The sequence below is a fragment of the Flavobacterium aquicola genome (assembly GCF_003385115.1).
In the GTDB taxonomy this organism is placed as follows: domain Bacteria; phylum Bacteroidota; class Bacteroidia; order Flavobacteriales; family Flavobacteriaceae; genus Flavobacterium; species Flavobacterium aquicola.
Genome location: NZ_QUNI01000001.1, coordinates 78,566 through 101,913 on the forward strand (window position 1 = coordinate 78,566; position 23,348 = coordinate 101,913).

Consider the following 23,348-nt stretch of genomic DNA (forward strand, 5'->3'; position numbering starts at 1 on the left):
GCTATTTTACTAAGCCTACTTTTCTTTTCCATTCTGTGTAAAACGGAGGATTTGTCAACATTAATTCACCTTTTTTATCCAAGAAAACCTGAACGGTTTCTCCTGTACAGACTACTTCATTTTTTGCATTGTAAATGGTAAACCTGAATATCATTTTTGCCGCAGGCGTATCTACAATAGTCGTTTCTATGCGGGCTACATCGCCATAACGCAATGACAATTTATGTTCGAGAGTAGTTTTTACAATGGGAGTTGTAAACTCATTGGCAAAAACATCCAGATACGCAAGACCATGCTTGCGCCCGAAAGCTTCCCTTCCATCTTCAAAATAAGTAATATAATGACCATGCCACACTATTCCAAGCGAATCTGTTTCGTTGAATCGAACACGAATTTCATGTGAAACGGTCAAGGCAGCCGCTTCTTTATACAGCTCTTTTCTTCTTATCATATAGCAATGCTAAACTTGTGGTAACTATAAAAAATAAAAACAATAAAAATAATTCCGGCAGCAGATCCAATAGAGATCCGTTGCGCAAAAGTACGTCATAAAAGGCTTCCAGACCCCAATTCATTGGTGAGGATTGTGCAATAACCTGCATCACTTTGGGCATTGCAAATACAGGAACCCAAACACCGCCAATAGCCGCCAAAATTATTACAGACGTAGCGCCAAACGGAGCCGATTGTTCTTGGGTCTTGGCAATAGTTCCCAATAATATTCCGAAACCAATTGCCGCCAAACCTGAAAATAGCGCTACAATACTCATTAAAATTAAATTTCCTTCAACGTTTAAAGGTGGTAACCCTAAATGCGGAAATAGAAATATTGCTACCGCAATCATCATGTAAAACTGAATCAGACAAATGATTAAATACATCACTGTTTTTCCAGCCAAGACAATTCTATTAGAAACAGGATTAGTACGCAATCGAACAAAAGTACCTTGTGTTTTTTCCTTTACCATATTGATTGACAACGGAATTACTATAAAAAACACGGCGAAAAGTGTCCACGCAGGTACGTTATGCTGCACCGAATTTGGAAGTATTTCTTTGTCGTTTATTTTTGGAATAATCTCTTTGAATGTGATAAAACTTTTTTGTTCAAACTGAGCATTCTCGCCACCCAGTTCATCCTGAAAAGAAGTATAAATCGATTTGGTTTCTATCTGAGAAATCATTTTATCGATAGCATTCATTACGCCGCTTCTAAAACTCAATTGTACGGCGGGATCAAAATACAATTTAACCTCTTTTTGATTAACAATTTTTGCAACTGATTTAGTAGCCATTGAATCTGAAAAACCTAAACTGCTTACAATTTTTTGAACATTCTGATCAATTTTAGCTTGTAAATCCCTACTTAAATGGGACGGAATAATAATTGCCATTTGATATTTCCCGCTAAAAACGGCTTCTTTGGCCTCAGCTTCAGTAATTTTTTTATTATTAAAAGCGGTAACAACACTAAAAACATCACTCTTTTTTAAATTATCAAAAAGCGTCTTAGAAACTTTTCCATTATCATAATCAACCAAAAGAATTGGAATCTTTACCTGTTCTCCTTTTTTATATGTGCTATCTTGAATAAGTGTAACGGTAATAATTAACACCAATGGCATTAAAAACAGTGTTACTACACCTCCCATATCTCGTTTAAGCAACAAGAATTCTTTATAAACAGACATCCAAAGTTTATATAGCATCTCTCAATTCTTTTCCCGTTAATGAAATAAAAACATCTTCTAGATTTCTAGCATTGCCGGTAGCCGCAATTAAATCCTTGGGTGTCCCCTGACTATAAATTATTCCTCTGTCGACTATGGCAATATGAGTGCAAAAATCCTGCGCTTCGGATAAATGATGCGAAGTATAAATTATGGTTGTGCCCTTTTTATTAAGTTCCTTGAGATAGTCAATAATTACATTTTTTGAATGTACATCGACTCCTACTGTAGGTTCGTCAAGAAAAAGTACTTTAGGATTGTGTAATATCCCAGCAATCAAATTGACACGGCGTTTCATTCCACCCGAAAAAGTCTCAATACGTTTGTCGGCAAATTTTAGTAATCCCAAAAGATCAAGACTATCAATCACTTTTTCTTTTAGAACAGCACCTTTCAGTCCATACATGCTTCCAAAATACATTAAATTTTCTCTGGCAGTCAAAGTTGGATATAAAGCATATTCCTGCGGAACAACACCCATCCTATTCTTTATTTCATTAGCATTGGCAGCATAATTTAATCCATCAATTGTAAAAGATCCTGAAGTAGGTTTTACCAAACCGCAAAGAATCGAAATCAATGTTGTTTTCCCTGCTCCGTTTGGCCCAAGCAATCCAAAAATATCTCCTTCGCTTATATCCATAGAGAAATCATTCAATGAATACATTTCGGCATCATTGTATAATTTCGACAGATGTGATATTTCGATAATTGGTTTCAATATGATTTTATTTAGCTTATTGCTCTCTTTAATTTCTTAAAAAACACTTCTTCTTTATCAGCAATACCTAAAAGTTGATCGGAAAGTAAATTATAAACATCCACTTTCGTGCTTCTATTTTTATAAACCCGTGAAGCTTCGACAGCAAAATCTCTCCATAAATCTCCAATAGCGGTCATTTCCAGCGACAGTTTTTGCAATTCGTCATTATTCAGAATAACTGCAGCTTCCTGCAAAAAAGCAGCATATATAAATCTAAAACCACCACCGCCAGTTCCGATTTCTTCCTGCATTCTGACAATTTGTGCCAAATAATGATTGGCTTTTTTTGTCCCTTCTTTCACTGGCCATTTTTTAATTAGCCTAGCCACAAGCCGAATACCACGAACACCAATTATTGGCATTGGCGCAAGCATATCCCGACAGGTATTTTTTATTCCTTTTATAATAGCTCCTTTCAAATCTACATTCGCAGGAACTTGAATAGGATAATACATCTGACCTCTTGGTGCAAAAGCTCCTTTGGCAAAACGCACTTTTTTCAACTCATCATGAGTTAGTGTAGTTACATTTTCCATAACAGGATCACTAATTAGATAATCAGTTTCTGTTTTTCCATAAACCACCAAATTATGAGCGTTGAAATGAAAACGATATTCGTCTGGAAAATAAGTTAAATTATAAACACCGACCTGTAATCCTGAAGGAATATTATTTTTTAAATTTTCGTCTAATGCTTTAATGGCATTAGCTTCGCTGGAAAATTTTTGTCTTTTAATTTTCAAGCCTAAACGTTTCGCCAGTCTATTAAAAATTTGTCCTGGCATAGGTCTGTAACTTATTGCAGGAGCATAATTTACCTTTAAAAATGGAAGATAAACGAAGAAAAGTCCCGAACCAATTCCGAAAACCATTGGTTCGCTAATATTCAATCCGTTATGTTTTAACAAATTGGAAGCCACTCCGTTTTCACAATGAGCAGATTGATGATGTGTAAAATTCGTCTCCATTAATTTACTTTAAAGTTTTTCAATTCTTCTACAGTTATATTAAATGCATCTGAATATTTTTTTAATATTTTATCACTCAATCCTGCAAAAACTTTAGGCTTAAAGTGTCTTTTAACGCGCCATTGCCACATTCCTACATAACTGGAAAGTACTCCAATATCCATTCTGCAGAACTCCATATAATAACTAATAGGACTTATTTCGTTGTTTACTACTTGAGCTTTGGCAATAGCAATTCGCTCGCTAATTTCTTCAATCGAATTAGAAAGAGCAATACTTTTTGGTTCCCAACCCGAACTTAAGGCCGTTGTATATTTGCCGTTTTCATCCGTAGCATAAACCAGTTCTTTCAGGTCTGTTCTGGAAAGATTGCCTTGATCCTGAGGTACATCTTCTTTTTTCATCTTCTTTCTCTAGGAATTATTATTTTGAATAAACAACGTAATTTCTCCTTCTAACAACATTTCGTCTCCCTTGAAAGTTTTGCATTTTATAGTACATAAACTGTATGAATCCGAAATAAATTTCGAAATTAACACTGCTTTAGTAACAAGAGTTGAATTAACTTTTGGCAGTGAGTATATTTTTAAGGTTTTAATTCCGCTAATAAAGCCAATCACATTTGCTCCTGTCTTATCATTATTATTTTCATCAACAAAGTAATCTTTGGCTACAATCATCGAACAGGTTTGCGCCATATTTTCTATCAAACCCGATTCTGTAAAAAAGTCATTCTTTAGAAATATATTTTCTGTTTTAATTTCAAAAACCGTGTCTACTTTTTCATCATCAATCTCTAAAATAAAATCTACCATCAGCATGGGAGCACGATGAGGCAAATAATGGTTACTATTTATATGTTTTGATGTTTCTTTCTTATTCACTGTTTTTAATTATTTAGCCAAAACAGTTTTCATCTGTCCTTTGGCTATTTCTACATTGTTCAATTTACTAACAACATCTACCAAAGTAACTCCTCCAAATTCCTGTATAATAGTAACTGTTGTCCTTATTTCGTCATGAAGTTTGGGAAGCACTTTTATTTCCAATTTATTTATGGAGCCAATATAACCAGTGGGAGCTTGTTCCTTTCTTAGGTAAAATTGATATCCTGTATGCAAAGCTACAGACTGTGCCATGTGTTCTATAATCCCCGATTCTACAAAAGAATCATCTTTCAAAAAAACAGCATCATTCTGAATGGTAAACCCAGACACCAATTCATTTTCAGAATAATAATACAAAGTATCCACCATTACAAACGGTTTTTTTTGGGGAATTAAAGTCTCCACAAAATCTTTGTTTCCTATTGGGTCATTAGTTGTCATTAACAAACCGTTAAATAAGCATAAGCATATGAAAAACGAGCACTTTCAGGTACAGACAAAAGAATTTTATCTCCTATTTTTAGTTTACTCGAATTCATTAATTCTTCTAAAGCCAAATAAATTGAAGCTGAACCAACATTTCCGACATTGGCTAAATTCATAAACCATTTTTCCATTGGTATAATCATTCCTTTTTCTGCTAAAGATTTACTTAAACCTTCCACAAAAAAATAGGAAGAAACGTGAGGCAAAAAGAAATTGATTTGGTCGGCTGTAACATTATTTTTGGATAAAGCTTCGGCCATGCTTTCCGCTCCTTTAACTAAAATAAATTCATCTAATAACTTAACATCCTGTTTTACAGAAAATATAGATTCCTTAAGCCATTGATTAGGATCATAATCACTCCATGCTTTTATTTCTCCATTTTCTAATTTATCTCCCCCCGTATACATACATGTTTCAAGTTCGTAGGCATAGGAATAAGCTTCCATCCATTCAATTTTCAAAGAGATATTGTCATTTGGTTTATTTTCTAATAAAAAAGCTCCAGCGCCATCAGATAACATCCACCTTAAAAAATCTTTTTTGAAAGCTAATATAGGATGTTCTTTCAGATTCTTTAAATTCACAACTTCACTTTCATACTTATTGGATGACAGCCATGATGAAGCTTTTTCTGAACCGGAACAAACAGCGTTTTTTGTATTACCAGATTTTACAGAAAGAAAACCAAATTTCAAAGCATTCATACCTGAACAACAAACACCAGCTGATGAATTGAGTTCAAGATTTTTATTTTTTAATAAACCATGTACCATTGATGCATGCGAAGGAACTAGTACATCTGGTGTTGTAGTACCACAAGAAAGCAATTCCATATCCTGAGCAGTAAAATTATCATCAAATAGTCCCTGAATAGCAATATTGGTTAATTCGGCATTATTATGAGTGCTTTTTCCATTTTTATCTAATGCATAATAACGGCTTACAATCTTATTATTTCTTAATATTAACCTTCTGGCTTTGGATGCGGTTTCGTTTATCAATCCCAAATGCAATTCCATTTCATCATTAGAAACAGCTTCATTTGGCAAGCACTTTGCCGCTTTTGTAATATATACATCAAACATATAATCTAATTTACCCCTTTATAATATTCTAATTCCTGCTTTATTTTTTTTATTTTCAATGGATACGTAAGAACGTGTAATATATAAACTATTGGCGAAACTAGCCATATAGCCACTATTAAATACATTTTAAATATTTTTGTCCAAAGTTTTCTAGACTCACCTTTCTTTATAAGGAAATTAGACCATTTTGAAAAAATCTTATTAGCTGTTTTATCAACTTTAACCAAATATGAACTAATTTTTACGGCATCAATCTGAACTAACTTTGATTGTAAATGATCTAAATCATTCTCCTTAAAACTCGACAGAATTGCATCACCGAATTTTGTTGATTCATTAATATCTTTATCTGAAACTCCAGGTAATGGAAAAATTCCAAGATATTTTTTTTTCACTCCAGAAAACATCCACTCAACAATTGTAATCACACTTATTAAATTCCCTACTCTATCTACTAAAGCCACATTCCCTTTTAATAAAGCATTATTTTGTTTCAATAAGACTTTGACTTTTTCTTGAGCCATAAACCACATATTTCTTGAACCATTTATGGTTACCACTGGAGTATTATTAAATAACGTTTTGGCTTCAGAACTTTTCAAAAAGGAATTTATAGGAATTGAAGGCGTTAAATACCAAACTTGATAATTCAAAAGAATCAAATCAAACTTCATTTCCATTATCTCATTTGGAACGGATTTAATAGGAGCGGGAATTTGCAAAAAAGATTCTGGAAAAGCATTAAAAAAAGCATCATTATTCCAAGGAAATGGAAATGACTCCTCCATTTTAATTTCATGAAACACAACATTTATGTTTTCAGAATTTAAAAATGGTTTTGCTATATTTCTAGCAATATTTTCTAATTGTCCTGACTGAGAATAATAGATTACAAGGACATTTTTCATTGAAGTTTTTTTTAGAGAAAACGAATTTAAACCAAAATTCTAATTAAAACCAATTGTCACTTATATCTTTCCAAAAAAAAGCAACTTATTTTTTAAAATACTTAACAAAATATTAATAATCAATAGATTAAAAAAGCAATCTAATTATCAAAAAATAAGTACTATTTTTTCCTTGTTTAATTTCTATATCTCATTATTTATCTAGCTGATTCCAAAAATCGAAGTAATTAAACCATTGCAGTGGATACTTTTTTACCATACCTTCAACACTTTGGGTATATTCTTTTAGCAATCCCTTTTCATCACGGTGTTTTACTTTGGCTTCTCTAGTGTACAGATGGTAATGCAGATTTGGTTCTTTCATTACGTAAACAAAAAGAACAGGCACCTTTAATCTAGACGCAATAAGAAATGGACCTGCAGGAAAAAGTGCTTCCTGATCCAGTAATTTTTCATTCAACGATTTTGCACCCTCAAAATAACGATCACCAGTAAAACAAACTAATTCATTTCTGGCAAGAGCGGAGTTAATTTCGAAAATATGAGACAAATCGTCACTGATTAGTATAAAATTGATTCTTGGTTTATCAGTAATACTTTCAAGATATTTTTTTATTGCAGAATGCTCTAAATCGGTAGTAACTAAATTTATTTGCAGATTAAAATCAACTTCGCTAAAAAAATGTTCGGCTATCTCAAAATTTCCAATGTGGGCACTAATTAATACGCCACCTTTTTTTTCTTTTAACAACTTTATAATGAATTCCTTGCCGTCATGCTCGTAAGTAAACTTATCCTTTAGACCAGCACCAATTGCAATTTTATCAATAATGGTTTGTCCAAAAGTATAATAACTTCTAAAAACCATCGTTTTTGATTTAAAATACGAATACCCCAATCTTTTTCTGAAATAATAAAAGATTGAGGCATTGCTTTTTTTCAGGAAAATAAAATAATACGCTGCTACAAAATAAAGTACAAAATATGCCGATTTTACTCCAATTTTATTAATGAAGAAAACAAAAATTTTGTATCCAAGAACAGTGCCTTTGGATTTTCCATCCCACTGACTCATTAAATTAAGCCTTTGATTTAATTTTATTTTCTATAAGATCATAAAAACTTTTAAATGTATCTATTCCTACAAAATCTCCTTCAACTAATTTTACTCCAAAGTTTGATTCGATAGATACAACAAGGTCTACATAGTCCAAACTATCCAGTCCCAAAGTGTCTTTTAAATTTGCTTCAAACTGGATATCATCGCTATCCACCTCAAATTCATCAATTAAAAACCCATTTACTCTCTCAATAATTGCTTCTTTATTCATTACTTTTTTTATACTTTTTAACTACTAATGCGGAATTTGTACCTCCAAAACCGAAGGAATTCGACAAAAATATATCAATTTTTTTATTTAATGTAGTTTTCACTAAATTTAATTTTGCAGCATCCTCATCTGGAGTTTCCAAATTAATATTTGGTGCTATAAAATCATTCTGCATCATCAAAATAGAATAAATTACCTCACTGGCTCCCGCCATCCAGCATTCGTGTCCAGTCATTGATTTTGTTGAACTAACATAAGGATTATTCTCTCCAAAAACTTCAAAAATAGCCTTTGCTTCATTATCATCTCCCACTGGAGTAGATGTCGCATGCGCATTAATATAATCTACTTCATTTGACTTTATTCCCGCATCATTCAAGGCTCTCTGCATCGCTGTAGAAGGCCCTTCAACATTAGGAGTAGAGATATGGCCTCCATTAGATGAAAATCCATAACCAATTACTTCAGCCAAAATAGCAGCACCTCTTTTTATTGCCGAATCATAAGACTCCAAAACCAAAGTGGCAGCACCACCGCTTGGAATTAATCCATCGCGATTGGCATCAAAGGGTCTTGAAGCTCTCGTTGGCTCATTTTCCCTTCCAGAAAAAACACCCAAACCATCAAAACTACTCATAGCATATTTATTAATCTCCTGAGCTCCACCACAAATAATTAAATCCTGAAAACCACTCTTGATCAAAAAGTATGCCATTCCGATAGAATGTGAGCCACTGGCACAAGCTGCGCTGATTGTCAAGTTAATCCCTCTTAACTTAAATATTGTCGAAAGATTCATCGTAACGGTTGAATTCATAGACTTAAAAATAGCTCCTGAACCGATTAGCGCCGTATCTTTTTTTTCCCTGATAATGTCTGTCGCTTCAATAATAGCTTTGGATACACTATCATTACCATACATAATACCGACTTCATTTTTTTCAAAAAATTCATCATCAATATTAGCATTTTTTAAAGCCTCGATAGTTGCCATATATGCATATTCGGTTTCCTCTCCAAGACTTATTCTTTGTCTTCTGGAAAGTAAATTTTTTAAATCCGGTTTAGGAACGGTACCCGTCAAAGCTGATCTAAAACCAAATTCCTTGCGTTCTGGATCAAATACAATTCCAGACTTTCCTTCAAATAAAGAATCTTTTACTTCATCAAGCGAAGTTCCAATACAGGAATAAATTCCCATTCCTGTTATGACTACTCTATTATTCATTGATACCTTTTATTTTTATGAATAAATTCCACCATTAATATTAATCACTTCACCAGTAATATAACTGGCTTTCTTGGAAACAAGAAAACTAACCAAATCCGCTACTTCATCAGCTTCTCCAAAACGATTTAATGGCACCATTTTTATTAATTCTGTTTCATCAAGTCCGCTGGTCATATCCGTTTTTATAAAACCTGGAGCAACGGCATTTACAGTAATATTTCTTTTGGCAATTTCTTGTGCCAAAGCTTTGGTCGCTCCTATTATTGCACCCTTGGCTGCCGAATAATTGGTTTGCCCTGCCGTTCCTTTTACTCCCGATAAAGACACCATATTTACAATGCGGCCATATTTATTACGAAGCATTTTTTGCATAAAAAAGTTAGTCACATTAAAAAAACCATTCAAACTGGTATTTATAACACTTGACCAATCCTCTTGGCTCATCCACATAAACAAACCATCTTTTGTAATTCCTGCATTGTTTACAATCACTTCGACAACCGCTTTTGGATTTGCTTCTTGCCATTGCATCAATACCGATTGAACTTCGTTAAAATTGGCAACATCAAATTGCAGAATTTCTCCGGTAGCACCTTTTGCCACTACGGCTTCCAAGGTTTCTTCAGCAGCTTTTTTATTGGAATGGTAATTAATTAAAATATGATAATCACTATCCTCAGCTAATTTTTCACAAATAGCACTACCAATTCCTCTCGAACCTCCTGTTACCAATGCACACTTCATATATAAATTTTAAATTGTAGATTTTAGATTGCTACGTCAATTAACCCTTTGGTTTCAGAAAGTAATTTTCAATCTAAAATTAAAATTACTTTTGAAAAGGTTCTGCGTTTTCAAACCATTGATTTCCTAAAACAGAACCATCTGGTTTTAAAAACCCCCATTTATTTTCGTTCTTAACTCTTGCTACTCCCTTAATGAATCCTTTTTGGTCATCTTTAAAAATCGAAAAAATACCTCCAGCTGTAATACCGTACTGCGTTGGAATTACCAATTTTCCGGTTGTATTTATAAAGCCCCAATTTTTATCTTTAACCGGTGCCAAACCATCTGCACTAAACATTTCTGCATCATTATAAACAGGATCAATAACTAAAACTCCCTTCATATCAATATATCCCCATTTTTTACCAATTAATACTGGGGCTAGATTTTTATTAAAAGCTTTGGCTTTATCAAATTTAGGTTCTATAACCCAATTCCCTTTTAAGTCAATAAATCCTATCTTGTCATTTTTTCTAGCATAAGTAATGTCTTGAACCAAAAAATCCCAAATTTTATCTACTCCATCAATTGCTTTGAATTTCCCTGATATTACTAAACCAAAAGCAGTACCATTTTTTGCCCAAGTAACATTTTTAAAATAATTTCCAATTTCGTCATAAATTATTTCTACAACAATTTTACCAGTATTGTCAATTATTCCCCAACGATCATTGTTTTTAACTCTTGCAAAACCGTTTTCGAATGATTTAATCATATCGTATTTTGGTTCAAGAACAATTGCCATCTTATTGTTTATCAAGCCAATTTTATTTCCTTGTCTGATGAATGCAACTCCATCTTCAAAATCATATAATTTTTCAGTAATTGGAGGTGTTTGAACTTCTCCTTTTTTATTAATAAATACCCATTTTTTATCTTTGGATACCATACAAATTCCACTATTAAAGTATTTGGCATCATCAAATGTTGCTGGTATTACTATTTCTCCTTTAGCATTTATAAAACCACATTTTCCATTATCTTCAAAAGCAGCTAAACCTTCTGAAAAGTTTTTAGCGGTTTTATATTTTGGCTGAATACTAAATTCCCCCGTTTTTGAAATATAACCAAACTTATCGCCTTTTCTCACTAAAGCCAGTTCTTGAGCACTTATAAATTGATAAAATAGAATAAAAAACAATGCTAATTTTTTCATGTTTTATAATTTTAAAATATTAAAAACAACCAAATTACTAATTATTAATCAAATAGTCTTTTACCTTTTGTACAAAAGGATACATAACCTGATCCTTTTCGAACCTTGGAATTATTACCCTAACATCATCGTATATTTTTCTGGTTACAGATGAAATCTGATCTTTTTGTTCTAAACAATCAATAGCCTGAACAATTGTTATCAATTCGATTGCCAAAACTTCAAAGGCATTTTCTATAACTTTAGAAGTAATCACGGCAGCATTTGTACCCATACTTACAATATCCTGATTGTCATTGTTGTTTGGAATACTGTGAACATACATAGGATTCGATAACATTTGATTTTCGGCAGTGGTTGAAGTCGCCGTAAATTGAACACCCTGCATTCCGAAATTAAATCCTAAGGTTCCCAAATTCACAAATGGAGGCAAAAGTTCATTAATTTTTGAGTTCAATAAATAATTCAGCTGTCTTTCGGCAAGCATTGTTAATTTGGTAATAACAATTTTTAATTTATCCATTTCCAGCGAAATATAATCTCCGTGAAAATTTCCGCCATGATATACATGCTGATTTTTCACATCAATAATAGGATTGTCGTTTGCTGAGTTAAATTCTTCTTCGAGAATAGAAGCCACATTATTTATTGTTTCCAATATTGGCCCCAAAATTTGAGGAACACAACGCAACGAATAATACTCCTGCACTTTTTCCTTAAAAACATCTTCGGTATTTTCGCCAGAATATAGGTGATCTTCCCTTTTTCTAATCAAGGCACTATCGGCAAGATTCGAACGCATTCTGGAAGCAACTTCTCGTTGTCCTTCATGACGTTTTGTATTATTTAATTCCTCGGAGAAATGATCATCATACGCTTGTACAACTTCATTAATAGCACCCGAGAATTTTATAGACCAATCTAATAGTTTATTAGCATTGTGCACATTTACGACTCCTACTCCAGTCATAACCGAAGTTCCGTTCATTAACGCCAAACCTTCTCTAATTTCTACTTGAATAGGTTCTAGTTTTTCTATTTCAAAAACTTCTGCCGTAGCCCTTCTTTCTCCTTTATAAAAAACCTCTCCTTCACCAATAAGAACCAAAGCCAAATGAGCCAATTGCACTAAATCGCCACTTGCTCCTACTCCACCATGTTCAAAAATTAAAGGGGTAATATCTTTGTTAATTAGTTCTTTCATCAAATGAATTACTGACGGATGAACCCCTGAATTACCTAAGGAAAGCGTGTTTAATCGAGCCAATATTGCCGCTTTTACACAAGCAGCGTTCAATGGTTTTCCTGTGCCGGAAGCATGACTGCGAATCAAATTATATTGTAGTTGTATGCGGTCTTCATCTTTAATACGATATTGAGCCATAGGACCAAAACCGGTATTCACACCATAAATAATTTTGTTGACTGAAAATTCCTTTAAAAAATCAAAACTTTCATTAACTCTATCTAAAACATCCTGACTGATATCTATTTTATTATTATCAAAAATTACAGATTCAAACTCTTTTAGACTTAAATATTCCTTTATAGTATTCATTAACTTGTATTTGTTTTTTTACACTAAATATATTACAATTTTGTTTTTATTTAGAATTTAATGTGTTTAATTTGAAGGAGCAAATGTAGCATAATATCGCTAAATTTTGCAAAACGATGTTTTATTTTACAATTATCGTTTAAAAAAACACCTAACTATAACTAAAACAAATACATACAACTAATTTTAAATCAAAATAAATGAAAGATTTTGGTTCTGATAAAAAAACCGTTATTCAAGCTAACTTAGATGCCCAAAAAATTGCTTTTGCTCCCATAATGTTTCAGGCGGCAAAATCGCTTAGAAATCTAGGAATTTTAGACTATTTGTTTCATCATACAAAAGCAAATATAGAAACCATTGCTACATCATTAAACTTATCTGTTTACGGCGTAAAAGTACTGCTCGAAGCAGGTCTAAGCTTAGAATTGGTTTATCTAAGGGACAATGAATTTATATTGACAAAAACAGGCTACTTTATTCTAAGGGATGAAGCAACCAATATTAATATGGATTTCACGCAGGATGTCAACTATTTTGCCATGAATCATCTCGAGGAATCTATAGTAGAGGGCAAGCCAAAAGGATTAAAAGAACTGGGAAATTGGGACACCGTTTATATAGGATTATCGGAGTTACCTGAAAAAGCTAAAAAAAGCTGGTTCGATTTTGATCATTTTTATTCCGATTATACATTTCCAGATGTATTGCCAATTCTATTCAATTCCAATCCCAAAACCATTATGGATGTTGGAGGGAATACCGGAAAATTTGCAATGCTGTGCGCGAAATACAATCCAACAGTAAAAATTACTATTCTAGATTTACCGGGGCAGACCATAATGGCTCAAAAAAATATCGCCGAAAACAATCTCGAAGATAGAATATTTACCAAGGACATTAATCTACTCGACCCTTCCAGCGTTTTACCAAAGGATTTTGATGTCATTTGGATGAGTCAGTTCATCGATTGCTTTTCTTTGGAAGAAATAGAAAAAATTTTCAGCAAGGCGCATGCTGCAATGTCTGATAACACCAGTTTTTATATCCTGGAAACCTTTTGGGATTTACAAAGATTCCAATCTTCCACATATAGTTTGCACGCAACTTCACTATATTTCACAGCTGTTGCCAACGGAAACAGTCAAATGTTTCATTCGAAAGATATTTTAAAAATAATCGAAAAAGTAGGTTTTGTGGTAGACGAAATACATCAAATCATCGGAATGAGCCATACCTTGATTAAATGTAAAAAAAGAATCGTATAGAATGATAAATATTTAAATTTGCACAATTCAAAGATGCTATTAATAAAAATAGTATCTTTTATTTTTAGAAATTTTAATTCCAAAATAATAAATGTTACAAGAATTCGTAGATGTTTTAATCATTGGAGCCGGACCATCTGGATGTGTTTCTGCTTCTTATCTTCATAAACAAGGAATCAAAATCAAGGTTGTCGAAAAAACAAAATTCCCTAGAATTGTTGTAGGCGAAAGCCTTATTCCCAGAGTAATGGATCATTTTGACGAAGCCGAATTATTTGAAAGTCTCGACGCCATGAACTTTGAGAAAAAGCTGGGCGCCAGATTCATTAGAGGAGAACAAATTTGTGTTTTCGATTTTAGCAATAAATTTTCCGAAGGCTGGGATTGGACTTGGCAAGTACCCAGAGCCGATTTTGACAACACCATGGCTCAGGAAGTAATTCGAAAAGGCATTGATCTGGAATTTGAGTCAGAAGTAATTTCGGTTGCTTTTGAAGGAAAAAATTCAACCACGGTCGTAAAAGATAAAAACGGAGTTTTAAAAGAAATTCATGCCAAATTCATTATAGATTCCAGTGGATACGGAAGAGTATTACCTAGATTATTAGATTTGGATACTCCTTCAAAACTAGATCCGCACTCCTCTATTTTTACCCACGTTGTCGACAAAAATCGTCCAGAAGGAGAAGAAGGAACAATGATTTCATTTGATATTCTCGAAACTGAGGTTTGGTTATGGGTTATTCCTTTTTCCAATGGAAATACCAGTTTGGGGGTTGTAGGCCCAACTGAGTTTATCAATTCGCTTTCTACTAATAAAGACAACGCCGAAGCCTTGAAAAAAGCTATTCAACTTTCAGATTATTATATTAAACGCTTTGCCGGTACCGATTTTTTATTCGAACCAATTAAATTAGAGAATTACTCTCGTTCTGTCAAAAAAATGTATGGCGATGGTTTTGCCTTAACTGGAAACAGCTCAGAATTTTTAGATCCAGTGTTTTCATCTGGAGTTGCTTTTGCAACAGAATCTGGTATGCTTGCTGCCAAATTATTTCTAAAAGAATCACAAGGCATAACAGTGGATTGGGAAGAAGAATTTACGGCTTACATGAAACGCGGAATTGCGGTATTTACCACTTATGTAAAAGAATGGTACACTGGAAACCTTCAGACTTTGTTTTTTCATCAACCTGAAAATCCCGATGTAAAAAGAAAAATATGCGCTGTACTCGCAGGTTATGTTTGGGATGAAGAAAATCCTTTTGTAAAAAAACATGATAATCTAATCAAAAACATGGCCCATATACTCGAAATGGAAAGTAAAAAAACGAAAAAAAGCAGTTAGTACATTAATTCTAAAAAAGATAAAATCAGTATGGCTTTTTATATTAAATAAAAACCGTACTGATTTACATTTACAAGAAACGTTTTAGCTGCATAGCCAAATTTTTTGCCAATTTTTCATACGCTCCAGCAATACGAAATCCTTGATCAAATTCAAATTGTCCTTGTTCTATTCCAATTACCTTATCAAACTCTATACTCAATAATGATTTACTGGCATTTTGGGTTTCAACAACAGTTATTATAGCGCTAACTTTTGCCGGTTCAGCACCTACACCAACATTATAACCAGGATAAATCCATGTGGTTTTAACGATTAGTGTATATTTTGTTTCGGGATTTTTGGCAGCTTTTATTTCTCCTGCCTTAAATCTTTTATTAAAAGACTCAATGAATTTTGGTTCGTATTTATTTTCCCTGTCATCAAACCAATCTTTTTTAAAACGATCAGCACTTTCAGGTTTATGCATCCTTTTATCCATCTTCTCTTTTAAAAAAGCCTCTTCTGATTCAAATCCATTAACTTCTTGATTCGAATAATCAAATGTAACATTATACTCCGAAATATCTTTTAAATCCTCCAATTTGCCAGATATAAGTTTAAAACGCTGGGCAGAGAGATTTGTTACAGCAAATAAAAACAGTAAAATTGTTATTTTGTTCATTTTTATCAATTAAAAAAGGGTAATCTCATTAATTTAGAGACTACCCCAATAGTATATACTAAAAAATTATTTATAGCCTTTTTTCAAAAGCAATTTCGCTAGTGATTTTGCTGTTTTTGCAAAACCTTCTCCAATTCTGGATTCATTACTAAAATTATTTCCCCATTGGTCTCCAGGTGCCTCTTCACTGGATATTTCTAACAAAACATTAGATTTATTAGCAGTTTCAACGAACTTCAAGTTAGTCGTAACTTTTGCCGCCTGCTTCATTATTCCTGCATCCCAGCCTGGATAAACCCAAATAGCTTCAACAATCAACGTATATTTTGCAGCTGTCAGCCCTTCTTGAAAAGTAACGTCCTTATTTTCTTTGTTATAGATAACATTTATTAATTCCAAAAATTTAGGATTCCAAATTTGATCTTTACTGGCAACCCACTTCTTTTTCCAAATATCACCAGTACTTTTAGACTTTTCATTTAACTCCTTCGTTCTATTTGCAACATACTTTTCCTCAGTAAGTTTCTCCTTTAACAAAGTTAATTTAGAATAATCAAATTCGACATTTACCTCTTTTTGGTCCTTTAAGAATCCAAAATCTCCTTTTACAACATTCATGTCTTGAGCGGTCATAATTGAAGAAACAAATAACAGTGCAAAAACAATTTTTTTCATTTAATAATTTGTGTTAGTATTAATAATCAATAGGTTTCAAATGTAAGAAATTTTGTTTTTGTTTACATACACTACAAAAAAAATATACAAATAAAAACAGTTAATTTTCCAATCTGGAGTTTTTCTTTTTTAGACAAATAAAATCAATCATTATCTTGTAATTTAACGGTATTAAATCTGTGCACATAAAATGGATTACCCTATAACGTGATCAAATTGACCAAATAATCAGCCCTTAGCCGCATTTCTATGCATAAAAAAAAGCATCATTATACTTTTATAATGGTGCCCTTTTTTATAATCCCCTAAGCCTTTTGGCATATATATTTCGCTCTTATTATTAATTCATCCCAACAAATTTTTTAGTATTAATAGAATTAATCATAATAGATTCACTGTTTATTTTTTTAAAGTCTAATGGCTTTGCCTCACTGGATACATTACTATCGATAATTAATTCCATTTCTGCTATTTCATCAGACAATGTTCTTTCGATTTGAAGAGGATAAACAACATCTGAAACAGAGTTTTCAGTAATTAAATCTGATTGAGCAACAATTTGTCTCATTGTTTCTTCATATTCCATAAGTGCTAAATCATCAGAGACTGTGTTCTCAACAATTTTATCGCCCTCAGCAATTATTTCTTTAATTGTTTTTGGAACAGCTGCAATTACAGTTTCGGGATTGAATACTTCTAGATTTTCTGCTAGAGACGGTTTTTCAAATTTTACTGATTCATTATTTTTTGTTTTCGCAGTATCATCTGATAAAATGATATTTTGAAATAATTTGTCTGATAAATTTACTGTATTTTTTGCATTACCAATTGTTGAAAATGATACTAACGCTATTCCTAAAATTAAAACTGAATTTTTCATAATGTTATTTTTTGATTGATTGATTGATTGATTGATTGATTGATTGATTGATTGATTGATTGATTTTTAAATGAGACATCATCATAATGATGTCTCATTTAAGATTAAATATTATTTATTGTTTTAATAATTCGATGGCTTCCCTAGCATTTGATAATTCTGCATATTTTAATGCTATAAGTCCGTATTCATTTTTAGTCTTAGCATCAGCTCCTTTTGATAGTAAAAATTTAATAATTTCAACTTTGTTATAACGGGCAGCTACCATTAGCGGAGTCATTCCGTTTGACTTTTCACTTACATCTGTGCCATATTCCACAAATTTTTTGACACTGTTCAAATCTCCTTTCCAGATGGCAATACTCAGCGGAGAAACGATTTCAGAAGATGGAATAGCTTCATAAGATGCATTTGAAGATGAAGGCAGATTTGATGCTGATAAAACGCTTGTTGCAGCGATTAAAGCAACTCCTAAATAAATGATTGATTTTTTCATGATAATTAATTTTTTGATTGATGATTGTTTTTTTAATTAAATAATTTGATTCATATAATAATATCCTATGCAAATATATATCTTTAAAAAGGTATTGTGTATCACATAGTACTCAATATTAACTTTTAATTAACATTTTAAGCCGTTTTGTTGACTTTATCAAAAATCACCTAGAAGCAACTAATTATTACAACAATAATACAGTAATCAAAATATTTATTTGTAAATGGACAAATCTTTTAATAGGACTAATTTTAATGCATAGTTTGATCACATTTAATAACAAACCTTCGGTATAATTTCCCAATATCATTAAAAGCTGATTAATTGTATGCCTTAATTAATAATTCATTGGATTTGATTTATGTTAAAAGCTTCGCAAAACCAATTTTAAATCATCGTTTTTATACCATTATGTTTCATACATTTATATGATAAAAACTTGATAAAAATCCCGCTTTACTTTCAAACACTATGCGAAAACAATTTGGTGCAAAACCGACAAAATCAGACGTTGAAAACTATTCTAAATCAAAACAATGGGATGGCGAAAAATTCTTAAACATTGAAAACACTTCAATGGATATTAGCATTCGAACGATGCCTAAACTTTTATACAAACAATTTTGCGAGAAAAAAGACCGAGCGCCAAAAGCTCCCTTAAACATAATTCCTTTTAATAATGAAGCTTTTTCAAAATCTTCTGAAACTGCTCATTTTATCTGGTTTGGACATTCAGTGCTTTTATTACGTATGAATGACTTGACAATTTTAATCGATCCTATGTTTGGAAGCAATGCTGCTCCAATTTCTCCTTTTCCAATAAAACGGTTTTCCGAAAATACTTTAGATATAATTGATGAACTGCCAATTATTGATTTGGTACTGCTTTCTCATGATCATTACGATCATTTAGACTATGACAGTATTCAAAAATTAAAACCGAAAGTGAAGCAATTTTACGTGGCTTTGGGTGTCAAACGTCATCTTATAAAATGGGGAATTGATGCCGAAATTATAACTGAATTTGATTGGTGGGACACAGCCGACTTTAATACAATACAAATCACATTTACTCCTACAAGGCATTTTTCAGGCCGCGGTCTGAGAGATAGAGCCAAGTCTTTGTGGGGTGGCTGGAGTTTGATGACGCCCAAAGAAAAAATTTGGTTTAGCGGTGACAGCGGTTATGGACAGCATTTTAAAGAAATAGGCAGACGATTAGGACCTTTTGATTTTGCTTTTATGGAATGCGGACAGTACAATGAAAATTGGAGCCAGATACACATGTTTCCAGAAGAAAGTGTACAAGCGGCTATTGATGCTAATGTACAAACTTTTATGCCTGTACATTGGGCAGGATTTGCTTTGGCACAACACAGCTGGACAGAACCAGTCGAACGTTTTATAGAAGCTGCCAATAAACAAAATATAAAATGTATCGTGCCGAAATTAGGTGAAATAGTGTCAATTGAAACATCTAAAACATCTGATTTTTGGTTTAAGTAAAACAAATTATGCTTTATTTTTACGCTGAAAATTTTATCTTTTTAAATCCAATACGCATCTGATGAAAAAAATCTTTCTCTCTGTTTTATTCTTAAGTTTCTGGTGTAGCAATGCGCAGCAGAATTTAGTTCAATATGTTAAACCAATTATTGGCACTGAAAAAATGGGACACACATATCCTGGCGCAACAGTTCCGTTTGGAGCCGTACAGCTTAGCCCAGAAACCGATACAATTTCGTATGAACAAAATGGAAAATACAATGGCGAAGTATATAAATATTGTGCAGGATACCGATACGAAGACAAAACCATAGTCGGTTTTAGCCACACCCATTTAAGCGGAACGGGACATTCCGATCTTGGTGATTTTTTGATTATGCCAACGCAGGGAAAACTGCAGTTAAATCCTGGCACTGCTTCTAATCCAAAAAGCGGTTACCGTTCGGCATTTTCTCATGCTAATGAAACTGCCGAAGCAGGTTATTACAAAGTCAAATTAGATGATGAGAATATTTTGGCCGAAATGACTGCGACAACCCGTGTAGGAATGCACCAATATACTTTCCAAAAATCGGATGAAAGTCATATTATATTGGATTTGATGGCTGGAATTTATAATTATAATGATAAAAATGTCTGGACGTATGTTAGAGTTGTAAACGACACGCTAGTTACTGGCTACAGACAAACTAACGGCTGGGCTAGAACAAAAACAGTTTATTTTGCGATGACTTTTTCCAAACCGTTCACTCAATACGGGCAAAAGAATTATGAAACCAAGCAAACCTACAGAGGATTCTGGGGGAAATTTAACCAAACAAAGAATTTCCCTGAAATAGCAGGAAAACAAATCAGAATGTATTTTGATTTTAAAACTGATGAAGCTGAAAAAATTAAAATAAAATTTGCAATATCTCCAGTCAGCCAAGAAAATGCGCTGCAAAATATGAGGGAAGAAATAAAAGACTGGGATTTTGACAAAGTAAAAAACCAAGCACAAGCCATTTGGAACAAAGAACTAAACAAAATTAAAATCACAGCTCCCGATGATATCAAAGTGAATTTTTATACCGCCATGTATCACACTTTTATAAATCCTACTGTTTATACTGATGTAAACAGCGAATATAAAGGCTTGGATCAAGGCACTCATAAAGCTGACGGTTTTACAAATTACAGCACCTTTTCGTTATGGGATACTTATAGAGCACTGCATCCCTTTTTCAATATTATCCAGCCTTCACGAAACAATGACATGGTGAAATCGATGCTGGCACATTACGATCAAAGCAGTCTTCATATGCTGCCTATTTGGTCACATTATGCAAACGACAACTGGTGCATGCCCGGTTATCACAGTGTGTCTGTAATTGCTGATGCAATTATAAAAGGAGTTTATAACGGTGATCAAAACGAAGCTTTAAAAGCCTGTGTGGCTACTGCAAAGCATAGAGATTATGAAGGAATTGGATATTACATGGATTTGGGATACATCCCTGCCGAAAAAAGCGGTATCTCGGTATCAAATACTTTGGAATATGCCTATGATGACTGGTGTATTGCCCAATTAGCAAAAAAACTAAATCAGACTGAAATCTACAATGAGTTTATAAAACGCTCTGAAAATTGGAGAAATAATTTTGATCCAAAAACTGGTTTTATGAAACCTAAATTAGCAGACGGTACTTTCAAAAAAGAGTTCGATGCTTTGAGTACCAATGGTCAGGGATTTATTGAAGGCAACAGCTGGAATTACAGCTTTTTTGCACCGCATAATCCGGAAGCCTTAATAAATTTAATGGGCGGTAAAAAGCTATTTGCTTCAAGATTAGATACCTTATTTACGATGCATTTACCCGATTCCTTTTTTGCCGAAACAGAAGATATTACCCGAGAAGGAATTATTGGTGGCTATGTTCACGGCAATGAGCCAGCGCATCATGTGGCGTATTTTTATAATTGGACAGACCAGCCTTGGAAAACTCAGGCGCAGGTCCGCAAGATTTTAAATATGCAGTATAAACCCGCTCCAGATGGTCTTGGAGGTAATGACGACTGCGGACAAATGAGTGCTTGGTATATTTTCTCTTCACTAGGATTCTATCCCGTGGCGCCGGGATCTGATCAATATTCACTCGGATCTCCATTAGTAAACAAAGCCGAACTTACATTAGAAAACGGAAAAACATTTACAGTTGAAGCTATTAAGCAAAGTCCTAAAAATGTATATGTTCAAAAAGTACTTTTAGATGGAAAACCTGTAACTGATTTATTCATCAACCATTCGGCAATTACAAATGGTTCAAAAGTGACTTTTTACATGGGTCCGAAGCCCAAAATGAAATAGCTTTTGATGCATCAAAAATTTATTTTACCATTAAGATATTAAGAAAGTTAAGTCTAAATTCTCTTAATATCTTAATGGTAAAAAAATAAAAAAATGGTATAAATTATTCTACAGTAATTATTTTTTGTTTTTGAAATTTATTCTGAAGCCAGTTGCGTACTGGTTCATCATACAGTTTCAAGCACAAATAGGCAATTAAAATACTGGCAATTAAAACTCCTATTCCCAATACGTAACCATCTTCTAACGAAACTTTATTGTCTACAACCCAGGCGGTATACCAATAAATAAGCGCGTAATGCGTGATATAAATTGGATATGAAATATCGCCTAACAATTTGCATATTTTAAGCGAAAACGGATTTTTAATTTCACCGCCGGCACCAATTGAAACAATCAAAGGAAAAACAAGAATAATGCAGAAAGATTCATATAAACCATTCATCCATAAACTATTTTCGTCTCCAATTCTTGGCACACTAAGAACAATCGCAACCATTAAACTGCAGACCCAAAAAGCACCTTTTACATGAATTAGTTTTCCTAAACGAGAAAGTAGAATTCCTGCAAAAAACGGATACAGCAAACGGGTAAAACCAATATTCATCTGTTCTAAATTCAATGACCATCCGCCGATTACATCGCCTTTTGAGCCAAAAACAGTATAATTGACAAGCAGACCGGCAAAAATCAGAACAAAAATAGAAAGTACTTTATTTGAGAATTTTCTAAAGATTAATGCGTATAAAATATTGGCTATATATTCAAAAAACAACGACCAGGCAGGACCGTCAAGCGGATGCATTTCGCCCCAGCCTCTTATCTCCATTGAAGGCGGAACTGGAAGCAATGTGAAACCAATTACCATGGTCAAAATCACTTTCCAAACTTCCATTTTGGCAATCATCGGAAACAAAATATCCGAAGCCTGAAAGTAATAGAAAATAGCTCCAATAATCATTCCCATAATAACCATAGGCTGTAAACGGATTAAACGCCGTTTGTAAAACTCCCATTGTGTCATTTTTCCCCAACGGTCATCATATGCGTAAGCGACAACAAATCCTGATAGCAGAAAAAAGAAATCCACAGCCAGATAGCCATGATTGATAATCTGCTTGAAGCGGTTTCCGCCGTTAAAAGCTTCAAAAATGTGAAATGCAACGACTAAAATTGCGGCTACTCCACGTAAACCGTCTAAAATTTCATAATGTTTTTTGGGTTTAATATCTGTCATAAAAAATGGTTGATGGTTGGTTGTTGATA

24 protein-coding genes are annotated in these 23,348 nt (G+C 33.2%); 4 read left to right on the forward strand and 20 right to left on the reverse strand.

Annotated features, from left to right (window positions below; genetic code table 11):
• Window position 1 precedes the first annotated feature (1 nt).
• From C8P67_RS00280 to C8P67_RS00350, 15 genes are all read right to left on the reverse strand, one after another.
• A complete protein-coding gene (locus C8P67_RS00280) occupies window positions 2-451 on the reverse strand; it encodes an acyl-CoA thioesterase (RefSeq protein WP_115809199.1) in 450 nt (149 codons plus the stop codon).
• Window positions 426-1,709 carry an ABC transporter permease gene (locus C8P67_RS00285; RefSeq protein ID WP_170141382.1) on the reverse strand — a complete coding sequence of 428 codons (1,284 nt, stop codon included), beginning with the start codon at window positions 1,707-1,709 and terminating at the stop codon, window positions 426-428. The genes C8P67_RS00280 and C8P67_RS00285 overlap by 26 nt, the downstream gene beginning before the upstream one ends.
• Window positions 1,699-2,397, reverse strand: coding sequence for an ABC transporter ATP-binding protein (locus C8P67_RS00290; RefSeq protein ID WP_170141394.1), 699 nt, complete (start codon window positions 2,395-2,397; stop codon window positions 1,699-1,701). Before C8P67_RS00290 ends, C8P67_RS00285 begins: the two co-directional genes overlap by 11 nt.
• 65 nt (window positions 2,398-2,462) lie before the next feature.
• Entirely contained in the window at window positions 2,463-3,461 is a 999-nt protein-coding gene (locus C8P67_RS00295; protein WP_115809203.1) for a BtrH N-terminal domain-containing protein, read from the reverse strand.
• Window positions 3,461-3,865, reverse strand: a complete 405-nt coding sequence (locus tag C8P67_RS00300; protein ID WP_115809205.1) for a hypothetical protein — start codon at window positions 3,863-3,865, stop codon at window positions 3,461-3,463. Before C8P67_RS00300 ends, C8P67_RS00295 begins: the two co-directional genes overlap by 1 nt.
• Before the next feature lie 9 nt (window positions 3,866-3,874).
• The gene (locus tag C8P67_RS00305; protein ID WP_245980349.1) at window positions 3,875-4,345 is read right to left on the reverse strand and encodes an ABC transporter permease; all 471 of its coding nucleotides are present in this window, start codon (window positions 4,343-4,345) and stop codon (window positions 3,875-3,877) included.
• 9 nt (window positions 4,346-4,354) lie between these two features.
• The gene (locus tag C8P67_RS00310; protein ID WP_115809209.1) at window positions 4,355-4,789 is read right to left on the reverse strand and encodes a hypothetical protein; all 435 of its coding nucleotides are present in this window, start codon (window positions 4,787-4,789) and stop codon (window positions 4,355-4,357) included.
• The gene (locus C8P67_RS00315) at window positions 4,789-5,922 is read right to left on the reverse strand and encodes a beta-ketoacyl-ACP synthase III (protein ID WP_115809211.1); all 1,134 of its coding nucleotides are present in this window, start codon (window positions 5,920-5,922) and stop codon (window positions 4,789-4,791) included. Before C8P67_RS00315 ends, C8P67_RS00310 begins: the two co-directional genes overlap by 1 nt.
• A gap of 5 nt (window positions 5,923-5,927) precedes the next feature.
• Entirely contained in the window at window positions 5,928-6,833 is a 906-nt protein-coding gene (locus C8P67_RS00320) for an NADPH-dependent FMN reductase family protein (RefSeq protein WP_115809213.1), read from the reverse strand.
• Between the two features lie 193 nt (window positions 6,834-7,026).
• Window positions 7,027-7,908: an LpxL/LpxP family acyltransferase gene (locus C8P67_RS00325; RefSeq protein WP_115809215.1), complete on the reverse strand. Its 882-nt coding sequence runs from the start codon at window positions 7,906-7,908 to the stop codon at window positions 7,027-7,029.
• Window positions 7,909-7,912: 4 nt separating this feature from the next.
• Window positions 7,913-8,164: an acyl carrier protein gene (locus C8P67_RS00330; RefSeq protein ID WP_115809217.1), complete on the reverse strand. Its 252-nt coding sequence runs from the start codon at window positions 8,162-8,164 to the stop codon at window positions 7,913-7,915.
• Window positions 8,157-9,392, reverse strand: a complete 1,236-nt coding sequence (locus C8P67_RS00335; protein WP_115809219.1) for a beta-ketoacyl-[acyl-carrier-protein] synthase family protein — start codon at window positions 9,390-9,392, stop codon at window positions 8,157-8,159. Before C8P67_RS00335 ends, C8P67_RS00330 begins: the two co-directional genes overlap by 8 nt.
• 15 nt (window positions 9,393-9,407) lie before the next feature.
• Entirely contained in the window at window positions 9,408-10,139 is a 732-nt protein-coding gene (gene fabG, locus C8P67_RS00340; protein ID WP_115809221.1) for a 3-oxoacyl-ACP reductase FabG, read from the reverse strand.
• 85 nt (window positions 10,140-10,224) lie between these two features.
• Entirely contained in the window at window positions 10,225-11,337 is a 1,113-nt protein-coding gene (locus C8P67_RS00345; RefSeq protein WP_115809223.1) for a WG repeat-containing protein, read from the reverse strand.
• 37 nt (window positions 11,338-11,374) lie between these two features.
• Complete coding sequence (locus C8P67_RS00350) at window positions 11,375-12,895, reverse strand: HAL/PAL/TAL family ammonia-lyase (protein WP_115809225.1); 1,521 nt, start codon at window positions 12,893-12,895, stop codon at window positions 11,375-11,377.
• Window positions 12,896-13,095: 200 nt separating this feature from the next.
• Here C8P67_RS00350 and C8P67_RS00355 point away from each other — a divergent pair, with 200 nt between their 5' ends.
• Entirely contained in the window at window positions 13,096-14,163 is a 1,068-nt protein-coding gene (locus C8P67_RS00355; RefSeq protein WP_115809227.1) for a class I SAM-dependent methyltransferase, read from the forward strand.
• 91 nt (window positions 14,164-14,254) lie between these two features.
• Window positions 14,255-15,511, forward strand: a complete 1,257-nt coding sequence (locus tag C8P67_RS00360; protein WP_115809229.1) for an NAD(P)/FAD-dependent oxidoreductase — start codon at window positions 14,255-14,257, stop codon at window positions 15,509-15,511.
• A gap of 70 nt (window positions 15,512-15,581) precedes the next feature.
• Here C8P67_RS00360 and C8P67_RS00365 read toward each other — a convergent pair whose 3' ends face one another.
• The 4 genes from C8P67_RS00365 to C8P67_RS00380 all read right to left on the reverse strand — a co-directional run bounded on the left by C8P67_RS00365 (window position 15,582) and on the right by C8P67_RS00380 (window position 18,226).
• Entirely contained in the window at window positions 15,582-16,175 is a 594-nt protein-coding gene (locus C8P67_RS00365) for a hypothetical protein (RefSeq protein WP_115809231.1), read from the reverse strand.
• Between the two features lie 66 nt (window positions 16,176-16,241).
• Window positions 16,242-16,850 carry a hypothetical protein gene (locus C8P67_RS00370; RefSeq protein ID WP_115809233.1) on the reverse strand — a complete coding sequence of 203 codons (609 nt, stop codon included), beginning with the start codon at window positions 16,848-16,850 and terminating at the stop codon, window positions 16,242-16,244.
• Between the two features lie 340 nt (window positions 16,851-17,190).
• Window positions 17,191-17,730 carry a hypothetical protein gene (locus C8P67_RS00375; RefSeq protein ID WP_115809235.1) on the reverse strand — a complete coding sequence of 180 codons (540 nt, stop codon included), beginning with the start codon at window positions 17,728-17,730 and terminating at the stop codon, window positions 17,191-17,193.
• Window positions 17,731-17,845: 115 nt separating this feature from the next.
• On the reverse strand, window positions 17,846-18,226 hold the full coding sequence (locus C8P67_RS00380) for an ankyrin repeat domain-containing protein (RefSeq protein ID WP_115809237.1): 381 nt from the start codon (window positions 18,224-18,226) through the stop codon (window positions 17,846-17,848).
• 474 nt (window positions 18,227-18,700) lie between these two features.
• Between C8P67_RS00380 and C8P67_RS00385 the strand changes: the two genes are divergently transcribed.
• Together C8P67_RS00385 and C8P67_RS00390 are read left to right on the forward strand one after the other, a co-directional pair.
• Window positions 18,701-19,735 (forward strand): MBL fold metallo-hydrolase, encoded by a 1,035-nt coding sequence (locus tag C8P67_RS00385; RefSeq protein ID WP_115809239.1) that lies wholly within the window; start codon window positions 18,701-18,703, stop codon window positions 19,733-19,735.
• Window positions 19,736-19,796: 61 nt separating this feature from the next.
• A complete protein-coding gene (locus tag C8P67_RS00390; RefSeq protein ID WP_115809241.1) occupies window positions 19,797-22,082 on the forward strand; it encodes a GH92 family glycosyl hydrolase in 2,286 nt (761 codons plus the stop codon).
• A gap of 103 nt (window positions 22,083-22,185) precedes the next feature.
• Here C8P67_RS00390 and C8P67_RS00395 read toward each other — a convergent pair whose 3' ends face one another.
• Window positions 22,186-23,319, reverse strand: a complete 1,134-nt coding sequence (locus C8P67_RS00395) for an acyltransferase family protein (RefSeq protein ID WP_115809243.1) — start codon at window positions 23,317-23,319, stop codon at window positions 22,186-22,188.
• Window positions 23,320-23,348: the final 29 nt, after the last annotated feature.

Excerpts from the sequence above, each read along its gene's own strand:
- C8P67_RS00280 (WP_115809199.1), bottom strand. The coding sequence starts at position 451 with ATGATAAGAAGAAAAGAGCTGTATAAAGAAGCGGCTGCCTTGACCGTT.
- C8P67_RS00285 (WP_170141382.1), bottom strand. The coding sequence starts at position 1,709 with ATGCTATATAAACTTTGGATGTCTGTTTATAAAGAATTCTTGTTGCTT.
- C8P67_RS00290 (WP_170141394.1), bottom strand. The coding sequence starts at position 2,397 with ATGTATTCATTGAATGATTTCTCTATGGATATAAGCGAAGGAGATATT.
- C8P67_RS00295 (WP_115809203.1), bottom strand. The coding sequence starts at position 3,461 with ATGGAGACGAATTTTACACATCATCAATCTGCTCATTGTGAAAACGGA.
- C8P67_RS00300 (WP_115809205.1), bottom strand. The coding sequence starts at position 3,865 with ATGAAAAAAGAAGATGTACCTCAGGATCAAGGCAATCTTTCCAGAACA.
- C8P67_RS00310 (WP_115809209.1), bottom strand. The coding sequence starts at position 4,789 with ATGACAACTAATGACCCAATAGGAAACAAAGATTTTGTGGAGACTTTA.
- C8P67_RS00315 (WP_115809211.1), bottom strand. The coding sequence starts at position 5,922 with ATGTTTGATGTATATATTACAAAAGCGGCAAAGTGCTTGCCAAATGAA.
- C8P67_RS00320 (WP_115809213.1), bottom strand. The coding sequence starts at position 6,833 with ATGAAAAATGTCCTTGTAATCTATTATTCTCAGTCAGGACAATTAGAA.
- C8P67_RS00325 (WP_115809215.1), bottom strand. The coding sequence starts at position 7,908 with ATGAGTCAGTGGGATGGAAAATCCAAAGGCACTGTTCTTGGATACAAA.
- C8P67_RS00330 (WP_115809217.1), bottom strand. The coding sequence starts at position 8,164 with ATGAATAAAGAAGCAATTATTGAGAGAGTAAATGGGTTTTTAATTGAT.
- C8P67_RS00335 (WP_115809219.1), bottom strand. The coding sequence starts at position 9,392 with ATGAATAATAGAGTAGTCATAACAGGAATGGGAATTTATTCCTGTATT.
- fabG (WP_115809221.1), bottom strand. The coding sequence starts at position 10,139 with ATGAAGTGTGCATTGGTAACAGGAGGTTCGAGAGGAATTGGTAGTGCT.
- C8P67_RS00345 (WP_115809223.1), bottom strand. The coding sequence starts at position 11,337 with ATGAAAAAATTAGCATTGTTTTTTATTCTATTTTATCAATTTATAAGT.
- C8P67_RS00350 (WP_115809225.1), bottom strand. The coding sequence starts at position 12,895 with ATGAATACTATAAAGGAATATTTAAGTCTAAAAGAGTTTGAATCTGTA.
- C8P67_RS00355 (WP_115809227.1), top strand. The coding sequence starts at position 13,096 with ATGAAAGATTTTGGTTCTGATAAAAAAACCGTTATTCAAGCTAACTTA.
- C8P67_RS00360 (WP_115809229.1), top strand. The coding sequence starts at position 14,255 with ATGTTACAAGAATTCGTAGATGTTTTAATCATTGGAGCCGGACCATCT.
- C8P67_RS00365 (WP_115809231.1), bottom strand. The coding sequence starts at position 16,175 with ATGAACAAAATAACAATTTTACTGTTTTTATTTGCTGTAACAAATCTC.
- C8P67_RS00370 (WP_115809233.1), bottom strand. The coding sequence starts at position 16,850 with ATGAAAAAAATTGTTTTTGCACTGTTATTTGTTTCTTCAATTATGACC.
- C8P67_RS00375 (WP_115809235.1), bottom strand. The coding sequence starts at position 17,730 with ATGAAAAATTCAGTTTTAATTTTAGGAATAGCGTTAGTATCATTTTCA.
- C8P67_RS00380 (WP_115809237.1), bottom strand. The coding sequence starts at position 18,226 with ATGAAAAAATCAATCATTTATTTAGGAGTTGCTTTAATCGCTGCAACA.
- C8P67_RS00385 (WP_115809239.1), top strand. The coding sequence starts at position 18,701 with ATGCGAAAACAATTTGGTGCAAAACCGACAAAATCAGACGTTGAAAAC.
- C8P67_RS00390 (WP_115809241.1), top strand. The coding sequence starts at position 19,797 with ATGAAAAAAATCTTTCTCTCTGTTTTATTCTTAAGTTTCTGGTGTAGC.
- C8P67_RS00395 (WP_115809243.1), bottom strand. The coding sequence starts at position 23,319 with ATGACAGATATTAAACCCAAAAAACATTATGAAATTTTAGACGGTTTA.